Origin of the sequence: Streptomyces sp. NPDC001668 (assembly GCF_042893155.1) — a bacterium.
GTDB lineage: Bacteria > Actinomycetota > Actinomycetes > Streptomycetales > Streptomycetaceae > Streptomyces.
On sequence record NZ_JBIAUQ010000012.1, the window covers coordinates 27,758 to 39,929 of the forward strand.

Genomic DNA, 12,172 nt, shown 5'->3' on the forward strand with positions numbered 1-12,172 from the left:
GGTCGTCGCGGCGGAAGCCGCCCGAGGGACGCTCGTCACGACGGTCACGGTTGAAACCGCCCGAGGGACGGTCGTCACGGCGCTCGAAGGAACGGCCGCCACGGTCGTCACGGCGGTCGCGGTTGAAGCCACCGGTGGGGCGGTCGTCGCGGCGGAAGCCGCCCGAGGGACGCTCGTCACGACGGTCACGGTTGAAACCGCCCGAGGGACGGTCGTCACGGCGCTCGAAGGAACGGCCACCACGGTCGTCACGGCGGTCGTTGTCCCGACGGAAGCCACCACGGTCGTTGTCACGACGCTCGAAGGAACGGCCACCACGGTCGTCCCGACGGTCGTTGTCCCGACGGAAGCCACCACGGTCGTTGTCACGACGCTCGTACGAACGACCGCCACGGTCGTCCCGACGCTCGTCCTGCGCGACCGGCTGCTCGGGCACGGACAGGGCCTCGGCCGCCTCCGCCACCACGGCCTGCGCCTCGGCGACCGCGGCCTCCGGGTCCTCACCGCGCTCGCGGGCGGCACGGGCGACCAGGCGGTCGGCCTCCTCGCGCAGCTCGGTCGCGCGGCGCTGCGCCCGCTCCAGCTCCTTGGTGAGCTGGGCGACCTCGCGCTCGGCCTGCTGAGCCGCGTTGGCCGCGGACTCGGACTGGACCTCGGTCATCGAACGGGCGCCGGTGATCTCGGCGACCTCGGGCTCGAAGGCCGTACCGGAGTTGATGATGTGACGCCCGGCGTCGACGCCCGCGTCCTCCATCAGCCGGAAGATCTGGCGGCGCTGGTGCGGCAGCGACAGGGACACGACCGTGCCGGTGCGGCCGGCGCGAGCGGTACGGCCCGCGCGGTGCAGGTAGTCCTTGTGGTCACCGGCCGGGTCCACGTTCAGGACGAGGTCGATGCCGTCGACGTGGATGCCGCGGGCGGCGACGTCGGTCGCGACGAGCGCGTTGACGTAACCGTCCTTGAAGTCGGCCAGCGTGCGGGTCCGCGCGCCCTGGGTCATACCGCCGTGCAGCGCGTCGGCCTTCACACCGGCCTCGCGCAGCTGCTCGGCGATGCGGTCGGCGCCCAGCTGGGTGCGGACGAAGATGATGGTGCGGCCCTTGCGGGAGGCGATGGCCGCGGTGACCGGCGCCTTGTCCTTGGGCTTCACGATCAGGATGTGGTGCGACATGGTCGTCACGTTGCCCTGGGCGCTGTCGACCTCGTGCGTCACGGGGTTGCTCAGGTAGCGCTTGACCAGCGTGGAGATCTCGTTCTCCATGGTGGCCGAGAACAGCATCCGCTGGCCGCCGGCCGGGACCTGGTCGAGCAGCTCGGTGACCTCGGGCAGGAAGCCCAGGTCGGACATCTGGTCGGCCTCGTCGATGACGGCGACCTCGATGTCCTGGAGGGAGCAGGCGCCGCGGTTGATGAGGTCGCGCAGCCGTCCCGGGGTGGCGACGAGGATGTCGACGCCGCGCTCCAGGGCGTAGATCTGGTTGCTCATGGACGTACCGCCGCAGACGACCTTCATCTTCAGGCCGAGCTGGTCGCCGTAGGGCTGCAGCGCGTCCGCGACCTGCATCGCGAGCTCACGGGTCGGGGTGAGGATGACGGCGCGCGGCCGGTGCTTCTCGGTGCGGCCGCCGGACAGGCGGGCCATGGTCGGCAGACCGAAGGAGAGGGTCTTGCCGGAGCCGGTGCGGCCACGGCCGAGGATGTCCTTGCCGGCCAGGGCGTCCGGGATGGTCGCGGCCTGGATCGGGAAGGGGGTGGTCACGCCGTTCTGCGCGAGCTTGCGCACGACGGCCTCGGGGAGACCGAGGTCCGCGAAGGTGACCTCGGGAGCTTCCACGACGTTTTCGGTGCCCTCGTTCTCGGGCACGACGACGTGATCAGTACTGGAAATGGACATGCGTATGCGAAACCTTCCGGAGTCTCGTCGGCACGCGCCCGTCAACTCCGTGATTCGCAATACGACCGCCTCTATGCGGTCAGCCACGGCAAGGGAGAGAACGCGCCACACGGCGCTCTTCTGTCTTGGCGCCGGGCAAATGATCAAACGATCTATAACCATACGCACCCGTCACCCCCGAAGGCAAACCGATGCCCGCGTATGTATCGGAGGTCACTCCGGGCCTTTCGCCGTCTCCGGGCCTTTCGCTGTCACACCGGCGAACCGGCCGTGGGTGCGGGTTCGCGCTGGCTGAGCTGCGTCCCGGTCTCCGGCTGCGCCGACGAGGAGGGCTCGGCGGGCGGCGGCGAGGGCGTGGGCGACGCGGGCGGCTCACTGGGCAGCGGCGGCTCGGGATCGGGCGAACGCGTGGGCGCCGGGTCGGTCCTCGTCGGCGAGGGCACCGGTTTCACCGAGTGCCCCGGCTTCGCGCCCGCCGAGGCCGACGCGGCGGCTCCCGCCGAGGCGGACGCGGACGGGGAGGCGGACTCCTCCCCGGGCTTCCCCTTGCCGTGCTTGCCGTGTTTGCCGTCCGAGCCCGTCCCGCCGAGCCCCACGGAACCACCCGAGCCCGCCGGTCCCCCGTCCGGCGCCTTTCCGCCCCGCTCTCCGGCGGAGTGCGACGGCTTCGCGCCGCCGCCTCCGTCGTCCCCGCCCACGCTCATGCAGCCCGCTGCGGCGGCGACGGCCATGACCGTGGCGGCCAGACGGACGGGTACGTACAAGGGGCGCACGAGCAGCCACCTCCGAGGGCGGTCGTCAAAGAGTCAACCTGCCCAACTCCCGCCGCCCACAAGAGGACACGCGCCCCGTTCGAAACCCACTCACCCGTACCCGAGCGCGTGCAGCCGGGCGTCGTCGATCCCGAAGTGATGGGCGATCTCGTGCACCACCGTGACCTCGGTCTCCGCGACGACGTCCTCGCGCGACTCGCACATCCTGAGCGTCGGTCCCCGGTAGATCGTGATGCGGTCCGGCAGCACCCCGGCGTACCACTCGCCCCGGTCGGTCAGCGGGGTGCCCTCGTACAGCCCGAGCAACTCGGGATCGTCCGCCGGTGGTTCGTCCTCGACGAACACCGCGACGTTGTCCATCAGCCGCGTCAACTCCGGCGGAATCCGGTCCAGCGCCTCGGCGACCAGTTCCTCGAACTCCTCGCGCGTCATCTCCAGCACACGCCCATTCTCCGGTACGACACCGTCGTACGAGAGTCATGAGCACGCCCGCATATCCACGAGCGGACTTGGGCATACGGGACCAATGGCCCGCGTCCCCGCCGCAGTCCTGAACGTCCGGAGCATCCTGAACACGCTACGAAGGCCCCCGCGAGCCCTCGCCCGCCACTACGGCAGGCGCCGCTCCCACCCGTCCGTCGAGCTCGTCCACCAGCCGCACCCCTGGGCCCGCGCCCTCGGTCTCGTCGCCGTCGTCCTGATGGGCACCTGGCTCGGACTGCTGATCGTCGGCAACGTCCGGGTCCCGGTCGGCCCCATGAACACGACGATGACCCTGCGCCCGTCCCTGACCGGCGGCACGAAGATCAACATCTCCCCGCTCGGCGCGCTCCAGCTCGACAGCCACCAGGCCCCGGTCCGCCTCGACGTCAACGTCGACCAGCTCGACCCGGAACGCTCCCAGGCCCTCGTCGACCACCCCGAGCGGCTCTCCGGCCTCCAGGACGAGGTCGCCAAGGACGTCGAGCACGGCACCCTCGACCTCGCCCTGCGCTCCTGCGTCGCCGTGGTGGCGGGCGCCACCGCACTCGGCCTCGCGGTCTACCGCCGCCCCCGCCGCGCCCTCGCGGCCGGCGGCCTCGCCCTCACGCTCCTGGCGGCCTCCGGCGGCACGGCGTACGCCACCTGGAACCCGGAATCCGTCCTGGAGCCGAAGTTCTCGGGGCTGCTCTCCTCCGCGCCCTCCCTGGTCGGCAACGCGCGCAGCATCGTCACCGAGTTCGACGTCTACCAGAAGGAGCTGGCCCGCCTGGTGACGAACGTGACGAAGCTCTACGACGTCACGTCCACGCTCCCCGCCTACCAGCCGGACCCCACCACGATCCGGGTCCTGCACGTCTCCGACATCCATCTCAACCCGGCGAGCTGGAAGATCATCGCCTCGCTGGTGGAGCAGTACAAGGTCGATGTGATCGTCGACTCCGGCGACACCATGGACCACGGCACGGCGGCGGAGAACGGCTTCCTCGACCCGATCCCGGACCTCGGGGCGCCGTACGTCTGGGTCCGCGGCAACCACGACTCGCTGACCACCCAGCGCTACATGGAGGGGCTGAAGGGCGTCCACGTCCTCGACAACGGCCGGGCGCAGACGATCGCCGGACTGCGGTTCGCCGGCATGGGCGACCCCCAGTTCACCCCCGACCGCTCCACGAACCCGGGCGCCGACGAGTCCCAGGAGGCGGCGGGCGACCGCCTTGCCGCGGCCCTGCGCGCACAGCGGGCCGCGGGCACGCCGGTCGACCTCGCGATCGCCCACGAACCCTCGGCGGCCCGCCGGGTCGACGGCGAGGTCCCGATGATCCTGTCCGGGCACCTCCACCACCAGGAGATGGAGGTCATGGACAAGGGCACCCGGCTGCGCGTCGAGGGCTCCACGGGCGGCAGCGGACTGCGGGCCGTGGAGGGCAAGTACCCCGACCCCATCGAGGCCTCGATCCTCTACCTGGACCGCGACACCCGCCGTCTCCAGGCCTGGGACGAGATCAAGCTCGGCGGCCTCGGCCTCACGACGGCGGAGGTCAGCCGCCACCTCCCGGAGGACAACCAGCCAGGAGCGACACCGTCCCCGACCGGCTCCCCCACGCCCTCGCCGTCCGGCTCCTCCTCGGGCAGCCCTTAAACCGTTTTGGCGATACCTCCCGGCATCCCATATGCTTCTCACGTCCCCGACGCGCTGAGAAGCGCCCAGGCGGGCCGATAGCCCTCATCGTCTAGCGGCCTAGGACGCCGCCCTTTCAAGGCGGTAGCACGGGTTCGAATCCCGTTGGGGGCACGCAACACCGTGTGCGACACTGTTCGTGCACAACGCTTGGTCCTGTGGAGCAGTTTGGAGTGCTCGCCACCCTGTCAAGGTGGAGGCCGCGGGTTCAAATCCCGTCAGGACCGCTGAGGTTTCCCCGGAAGCCTCGCGGCTGGGTAGCTCAGTTGGTACGAGCGACCGCCTGAAAAGCGGTAGGTCGCCGGTTCGACCCCGGCCCCAGCCACAGCACAGACCCCGATCTCCGGATCGGGGTCTTGTTGTATGTGCCGCGCGACGCCGGACAAAACCGTTCGCCAGTAATTTCCCGGGGATGAGATCCTGGATCGCGTATGTCTACGCACCCTGCCCCCGCCCCCGGCTCTCCCTCCTTCGGGGACCTCGCCGCCCGCCTGACCGAGCTGTCCCTGCGTGACGCGCACCGGCTCGGGCGCAGGCTCGAAGGCGCGCGCAAGATCCGCAAACCGGAGGCGCGGGCCGCCGTGCTGGCCGAGATCGAGGCGGAGGTCGGCAAGGGCGAGGAGCGCGTGGGCGCCCGGCGCGCGCGGGTGCCCGCCGTGTCGTATCCCGAGCAGCTGCCGGTCAGCCAGAAGAAGGGCGACATCGCGGCCGCCATCCGCGACCACCAGGTCGTGATCGTGGCCGGCGAGACCGGCTCCGGCAAGACCACCCAGATCCCCAAGATCTGCCTGGAGCTCGGCCGGGGTGTCAAGGGCATGATCGGGCACACCCAGCCCCGCCGGATCGCCGCCCGCACGGTCGCCGAGCGGGTCGCCGAGGAGCTGGACACCCCGCTGGGCGAGGCCGTCGGCTGGAAGGTGCGCTTCACCGACCAGGTGAACCCGGAGGCCACCTTCGTCAAGCTGATGACGGACGGCATCCTGCTCGCCGAGATCCAGACCGACCGCGAGCTGCGCGCCTACGACACGATCATCATCGACGAGGCCCACGAGCGGTCCCTCAACATCGACTTCCTGCTCGGGTACCTGGCCCAGCTGCTGCCGAAGCGCCCCGACCTCAAGGTCGTCATCACCTCGGCGACCATCGACCCCGAGCGGTTCTCCCGGCACTTCGGAGACGCCCCGATCGTCGAGGTCAGCGGCCGTACGTATCCCGTGGAGGTCCGCTACCGGCCGCTCCTGGAAGAGGACTCGGACGACTCCGACCGCGACCAGATCACCGCGATCTGCGACGCGGTCGAGGAGCTCCAGGGCGAGGGCAAGGGCGACATCCTCGTCTTCCTCTCCGGCGAGCGGGAGATCCGCGACACCGCCGACGCCCTGGTGAAGAAGAACTACCGCTTCACCGAGGTCCTCCCCCTCTACGCCCGGCTCTCGCACGCCGAGCAGCACCGCGTGTTCCAGCCGCACACCGGGCGCAGGATCGTTCTGGCGACCAACGTCGCCGAGACCTCCCTCACCGTCCCGGGCATCAAGTACGTCATCGACCCCGGCTTCGCCCGCATCTCCCGCTACAGCCACCGCACCAAGGTGCAGCGGCTGCCCATCGAGCCGGTCTCGCAGGCCAGCGCCAACCAGCGCAAGGGCCGCTGCGGCCGTACCTCGGACGGCATCTGCATCCGCCTGTACAGCGAAGAGGACTTCAACGCCCGCCCGGAGTTCACGGACGCCGAGATCCTGCGGACGAACCTCGCCTCCGTCATCCTCCAGATGACCGCGGCCGGCCTCGGCGACATCGAGAAGTTCCCCTTCATCGACCCGCCGGACCACCGCAACATCCGCGACGGCGTCCAACTCCTCCAGGAACTGGGCGCATTGGACCCGGCGCAGAAGGACGTACGCAAGCGGCTGACCGACACCGGCCGCAAGCTCGCCCAGCTGCCCGTCGACCCGCGCCTCGCGCGCATGGTCCTGGAGGCCGACAAGAACGGCTGTGTCCGCGAGGTCATGGTCATAGCCGCCGCGCTGTCCATCCAGGACCCCCGCGAGCGCCCGGCCGACAAGCAGACCCAGGCCGACCAGCAGCACGCCCGCTTCAAGGACGAGACCAGCGACTTCCTCGCGTACCTGAACCTGTGGCGGTACGTCCGCGAGCAGCAGAAGGAGCGTGGCTCGTCGTCCTTCCGCCGGATGTGCAAGCAGGAGTACCTGAACTTCCTGCGCATCCGCGAATGGCAGGACATCTACACCCAGCTGCGCACGGTCGCCAAGCAGATGGGCATCCACCTCAACGAGGAGGACGCCGCCGACCAGTCCGTCCACGTCTCCCTCCTCGCCGGCCTCCTCTCCCACATCGGGATGAAGGACGTGAAGGACGGCAACAAGAACGAGTACCTGGGCGCCCGCGGCGCCAAGTTCGCGATCTTCCCTGGCTCCGCGCTCTTCAAGAAGCAGCCGCGGTTCGTGATGTCGGCGGAGCTGGTGGAGACCTCGCGCCTCTGGGCCCGGGTCAACGCCAAGATCGAGCCCGAGTGGGTCGAACCCCTCGCGGAACACCTGCTGAAGCGGACGTACTCCGAACCGCACTGGGAGAAGGACCAGGCCGCGGTGATGGCGTACGAGAAGGTCACGCTGTACGGCGTGCCGATCGTCGCCCAGCGGAAGGTGAACTACGGCCGTATCGACCCGGAGTCGAGCCGCGAGCTCTTCATCCGCAACGCCCTGGTCGAGGGCGACTGGCGCACCCACCACAAGTTCTTCGCCGACAACCGCAAGCTGTTGAGCGAGGTCGAGGAGCTCGAACACCGCGCCCGGCGGCGGGACATCGTGGTCGACGACGACACCCTCTTCGACTTCTACGACCAGCGAGTGCCCGAACACGTCGTCTCCGGCGCCCACTTCGACTCCTGGTGGAAGCGGAAGCGGCACGAGGAGCCCGAATTCCTGGACTTCGAGCGGGAGATGCTCATCCGGGAGTCGGCGGAGGCGGTCACCAAGGACGACTATCCGGACTCGTGGCGGCAGGGGCCGCTGAAGTTCCGGGTGACGTACCAGTTCGAGCCGGGCGCGGACGCGGACGGTGTGACGGTCCACATCCCGCTCCAGGTCCTGAACCAGGTGAAGGACGAGGGCTTCGACTGGCAGATCCCGGGTCTGAGGGAGGAGTTGGTGACGGAGCTGATCCGTTCCCTCCCCAAGCCGATCCGCCGCAACTACGTCCCGGCACCGAACTTCGCGAGACGCTTCCTGGACACGGCGGTACCTCTCCAGGAACCGTTGACGGTCACGATGGCCCGCGAGCTGAAACGCATGGTCGGAGTTCCCTTCGAGGCCGACGACTTCGACCAGTCGCGGATCCCGGACCACCTGCGGATCACCTTCCGGATCGTCGACGAACGGCGCCGCAAACTGGCCGAGGACAAGGACCTGGAGTCCCTGCGCCTGAAGCTGAGGCCGAAGGCACGCCAGGCCCTCTCACAGGCCGCTGCGGCGACGGCGGAGCGTCAGGGCGGCGAATCCCTGGAGCGCAAGGGCCTGACCGACTGGACGATCGGCACGCTCACGCGCGTCTTCGAGACCCGTCGGGCCGGTCAGCCGGTGAAGGCCTACCCGGCCCTGGTCGACGACGGCGACACGGTCTCCGTCCGCCTCTTCGACACGGAGGCCGAGCAGGCCGAGGCGATGTGGAAGGGCACCCGGCGGCTGATCGTGCGCAACATCCCGGTGAGCCCGGCGAAGTTCGCGTCCGAGAAGCTGACCAACCCCCAGAAGCTGGCCCTGTCGGCGAACCCGCACGGCTCGATCCAGGCCCTGTTCGAGGACTGCGCGACGGCGGCCGCGGACAAGCTGATCGGGGACTTCGGGGGGCCGGCGTGGGACGACGAGTCGTATCGCAAGCTGTACGACAAGGTGCGCGCGGAGATCGTCGACACGACGGTCCGTACGGTCGGACAGGTGCAGCAGGTGCTCGCCGCCTGGCAGGCCTGTGAGCGGCGCCTGAAGGCCGTACGGAGCCCGGCGCTGCTGGCGAACCTGGCGGACGTGCGCAAGCAGTTGGACGGGCTCGTGAAGCCGGGCTTCGTGACGGAGACGGGCCTGCGCCGGCTGCCCGACCTGATGCGCTACCTGGTCGCCGCCGACCGCCGGCTCCAACAGATGGCGACGAACGTCCAGCGGGACACGACCCGCATGGAGAAGGTCCACGAGATGCAGGACGAGTACGCCTGGCTCCTGGAACAGCTCCCCCAGGGCCGGCCCGTGCCCCAGCAGGTCCTGGACGTCCGCTGGATGATCGAGGAGCTGCGGGTCAGCTATTTCGCCCACGCGCTCGGCACCGCGTACCCGATCTCCGACAAGCGGATCGTGAAGGCGATCGACACGCTGGCTCCGTGACGACGCCCACACGGAGGGTGAGTTCGACCAGGACCTCCCTGCTCCTGTACAGTCCTTCTCGCAGCGCAACGCAGCAGTAAGCGCCGCGAAACCTGGTCCTGTGGAGCAGTTTGGAGTGCTCGCCACCCTGTCAAGGTGGAGGCCGCGGGTTCAAATCCCGTCAGGACCGCAGTAGAAGCGAGGCCCGCATCCCGGCAACGGGGCGCGGGCCTTCTTCGTCCCCACAGGCCGCGCCCGCGGCGGAGCCGCAATCAGACACAGCAAATCCCGTCAGGACCGCAGCAGAAGCGAGGCCCGCAACCCGGCAACGGGACGCGGGCCTTCTTCGTCCCCAGAAGCCGCGCCCGCGGCGGAGCCGCAACCAGACACAGCAAAACCCGTCAGGCCCGCAACAGAAAGCCAGGCCCGCAACCCGGCAACGAGGCGCGGGCCTCCTTCGCGTGTGGACGCCGGTCCAGGCATTCCAGCCCGTCCGGCGTTTGAGGACGAGGCCCCTTCAGGGCCGAAGCGGGGGGCTGGGGGCGGCAGCCCCCAGGACGACCACTGGAGCGCCGAACAAGGGCTCGACAGCGGCCACGCCATCTTGACGGCGCCCCCAGACCCCGGTACCCAGAAACCAGGCCCCCGTTCCCAGCGGAGCCCGGAGGTGGCGTATGGCGGCAACGGTCAGGCACGAGACGCGGGCGCTGCTCCGCGCGCACCTGTCGGCCGCGTCGTCGTATCGGCATCTGACCCGCCACTGCCCGATCTGCCACCGCCTGTTGCGGCTGGCGATGGACTCCGCACCGGCAATCCCCGTCACGGCCCCGGAGGAGGCCGTCGAGGACGAGAGCCCCTCCCCGGCGTAACGCCCTTTAGCGCACCGGGCTCGACGGCAACAAGGACTCTGGCATGTGACGGGAGTCACCGCATGAGTTTTTGAAACCGTGGAACTTACCCCTCCCCTACAATAGGTCAATTTAATATGTGCAATTGCACTCCTGCCCGCACTGCCGACCGCGCTCCCGCTCGCACGTGCCCCAGGGCCGCCCCACAGGAGATCCGACACCCCTCCCCAGACTCCGACAAGGCCGCTCACAGAGCCGCCCGCCACCCACAGTCCGCGCACAAAAAAGATCGCGCTGGACTCGGCGGAGTCCAGCGCGATCGACGACGAGGTTGAGAATGGGCCCTGTTGGGGCAGGACCCGCGTCGCTTGGAGCTAGTGTTCGGACGCCGCGGCCAGCTGGGGGGCAGGCCGGTTTGTCCGGTTATTCAGTTGTTCAGGCCTCGCTGCGCTGCTGCGGGATGCCCGCGAGCAGAGCGCGGACCTCAGCCTCGCGGTAACGGCGGTGCCCGCCGAGCGTACGGATGGACGTGAGCTTGCCGGCCTTCGCCCACCGCGTGACCGTCTTCGGGTCCACGCGGAACATCGTGGCGACCTCAGCCGGGGTCAGCAGCGGCTCGGCATCAGGGGTGCGAGCGGTCATGAGCGGCCTCCTCGGGAGAACCGAACCTTCTCGGTTCTTTCCTCTAAATTCTGCACCTTGACCCGCGTTGCCCGAAATGGCGGATGCGGGTCGAGTCGGTTATAGGACGAACGGCTTGTCCTCGGCACTACAACTACACCATCTGTCCAGCCGCGTCGGCCAAACCGATGGAATTGCCCCCCAGGTGTTCATCGGCGACGGAAGCCGATGGACCATGCCATAGCGGACAGTCACGCCACTGTGACGATCAGTCACGCCAGCGATCAGGAGTCACCAGACCCCCCAAAGCGGAACCTCCCCCGGGCCCCTTGTCCTATTTTGGCATGAGGAGGGGCAAGAGATGCAAGAGCCGGGTACGTGCGGTCCGTCACGCTTGACACTCCGTGAGGTGTACGCCCGGATCGGGACCTACGTCCCTTGTCGGTGAGACTTCAGGGGAAGTTGAACACCTTGAGCGAGGACGAAACCCCAAAACGGGCGTCAGGTCAAACGCCTGTTCGTGACATGGGGCACATTCAGTTCGCCGAACGACGGTCCCTGACGGTCCGCCAGCGCTCCACGAGCCGCCCGTAGGCCTCGCCGGCCGCGGCCCCGTCACCGTGCCTGAGCGCCTCGATGCCCTCGGCCACATCCGCCGCCGAGTGGTCGTCCTCCAGCTCGCCCGGCGGCAGCACATGCACCAGACCGCCGTAGTCCAGCTCGACCAGCGAGCGCGGGTGGAACTCCTCCAGCCAGCGCCCCACATCGATCAGGCCGTCGATGAGCGGCCCTTCGTCGACGGCGTCCTTCAGGGCCCGCAGAGCCCGCGCCACGCGCCGCCGGGCCTGCACCATGGGCGTGCGGTAGCGCAGCATCGGCGGGATCTCGCCGGAGCCCTTGTCGAAGCGCCGCTCCTCGTCGGAGACGAGCACGAACCAGTTCAGCGGCACCTGCCAGGTCGCGGTGCGGATCCAGGGCCGGGCGTCCGGGTTGCGGGCGAGCCAGCGCTCGTAGTCCTGCGCGGTCTGGCGCCGTACGACCTCCGGCAGCACCGCGTCCAGCACCGGGCCCGGCAGCTCCTCGCCGAGCTCCTCCAGGGCCAGCCAGCCGCGCAGCCGGGTGCGCCACGGGCACACGCACACCACGCCGTCCACGTCGAGCACGAACGCGTCGCTGCTCTCGTGCACCGGCACCGGGACGGGCGGGGTGGGCAGCAGATCGGCCAGGGAGCGGCGCAGCTCGTCCTGGTACGAGGGACGGTCCGGGCGGCGGGCGTAGCGCGCCCAGTGGCTGCGCTCGGGCTCGGGGAAGGCGGCCAGCGGTTCGTACACGCGCAGATAGGTCGCGTACGGGACGATCACCGAGGACACCTTGGGCACGCCTGCTCTCTCCCCCGCCGCCTGCCGGGAAAACCTGCGAAACCCGCACACAAACGTGCGGGAAAACTATGCAAATCGTCGCACGTCCGTACGCCGGGAGAAGGTGATCCTGAGCACTGCACGGTC

8 protein-coding genes and 4 tRNA genes are annotated in these 12,172 nt (G+C 69.4%); 7 read left to right on the forward strand and 5 right to left on the reverse strand.

The window, feature by feature from the left end:
* From ACFYZ8_RS30545 to ACFYZ8_RS30555, 3 genes are all read right to left on the reverse strand, one after another.
* Positions 1–1,894 (reverse strand): DEAD/DEAH box helicase (locus ACFYZ8_RS30545; protein WP_389050152.1); only part of this gene is annotated, 1,894 nt, incomplete at its 3' end.
* 251 nt (positions 1,895–2,145) lie between these two features.
* Positions 2,146–2,667: a hypothetical protein gene (locus ACFYZ8_RS30550; protein ID WP_388542113.1), complete on the reverse strand. Its 522-nt coding sequence runs from the start codon at positions 2,665–2,667 to the stop codon at positions 2,146–2,148.
* Positions 2,668–2,757: 90 nt separating this feature from the next.
* Positions 2,758–3,108, reverse strand: coding sequence for a metallopeptidase family protein (locus tag ACFYZ8_RS30555; RefSeq protein ID WP_009327618.1), 351 nt, complete (start codon positions 3,106–3,108; stop codon positions 2,758–2,760).
* 85 nt (positions 3,109–3,193) lie between these two features.
* Between ACFYZ8_RS30555 and ACFYZ8_RS30560 the strand changes: the two genes are divergently transcribed.
* From ACFYZ8_RS30560 to ACFYZ8_RS30590, 7 genes are all read left to right on the forward strand, one after another.
* Positions 3,194–4,789 (forward strand): metallophosphoesterase, encoded by a 1,596-nt coding sequence (locus ACFYZ8_RS30560; protein ID WP_388542115.1) that lies wholly within the window; start codon positions 3,194–3,196, stop codon positions 4,787–4,789.
* An 80-nt stretch (positions 4,790–4,869) separates the two neighbouring features.
* A tRNA-Glu gene (locus ACFYZ8_RS30565) sits at positions 4,870–4,942 on the forward strand.
* 38 nt (positions 4,943–4,980) lie between these two features.
* Positions 4,981–5,055, forward strand: a tRNA-Asp gene (locus ACFYZ8_RS30570).
* A 24-nt stretch (positions 5,056–5,079) separates the two neighbouring features.
* A tRNA-Phe gene (locus ACFYZ8_RS30575) sits at positions 5,080–5,153 on the forward strand.
* 106 nt (positions 5,154–5,259) lie between these two features.
* The gene (gene hrpA / locus ACFYZ8_RS30580; RefSeq protein WP_388542117.1) at positions 5,260–9,219 is read left to right on the forward strand and encodes an ATP-dependent RNA helicase HrpA; all 3,960 of its coding nucleotides are present in this window, start codon (positions 5,260–5,262) and stop codon (positions 9,217–9,219) included.
* Between the two features lie 94 nt (positions 9,220–9,313).
* Positions 9,314–9,388: transfer RNA gene (locus ACFYZ8_RS30585), tRNA-Asp, on the forward strand.
* Positions 9,389–9,872: 484 nt separating this feature from the next.
* Positions 9,873–10,067, forward strand: a complete 195-nt coding sequence (locus ACFYZ8_RS30590; protein WP_359037556.1) for a DUF6274 family protein — start codon at positions 9,873–9,875, stop codon at positions 10,065–10,067.
* Between the two features lie 414 nt (positions 10,068–10,481).
* On the opposite strand, the gene bldC is transcribed toward ACFYZ8_RS30590, so the two are convergent.
* Both bldC and ACFYZ8_RS30600 read right to left on the reverse strand, forming a co-directional pair.
* Positions 10,482–10,688: a developmental transcriptional regulator BldC gene (gene bldC / locus ACFYZ8_RS30595; RefSeq protein WP_003949541.1), complete on the reverse strand. Its 207-nt coding sequence runs from the start codon at positions 10,686–10,688 to the stop codon at positions 10,482–10,484.
* A 515-nt stretch (positions 10,689–11,203) separates the two neighbouring features.
* Entirely contained in the window at positions 11,204–12,046 is an 843-nt protein-coding gene (locus tag ACFYZ8_RS30600) for a hypothetical protein (RefSeq protein WP_388542119.1), read from the reverse strand.
* Between the last annotated feature and the right edge of the window lie 126 nt (positions 12,047–12,172).

Excerpts from the sequence above, each read along its gene's own strand:
- bldC (WP_003949541.1), bottom strand. The coding sequence starts at position 10,688 with ATGACCGCTCGCACCCCTGATGCCGAGCCGCTGCTGACCCCGGCTGAG.
- ACFYZ8_RS30560 (WP_388542115.1), top strand. The coding sequence starts at position 3,194 with ATGGCCCGCGTCCCCGCCGCAGTCCTGAACGTCCGGAGCATCCTGAAC.
- hrpA (WP_388542117.1), top strand. The coding sequence starts at position 5,260 with ATGTCTACGCACCCTGCCCCCGCCCCCGGCTCTCCCTCCTTCGGGGAC.
- ACFYZ8_RS30590 (WP_359037556.1), top strand. The coding sequence starts at position 9,873 with ATGGCGGCAACGGTCAGGCACGAGACGCGGGCGCTGCTCCGCGCGCAC.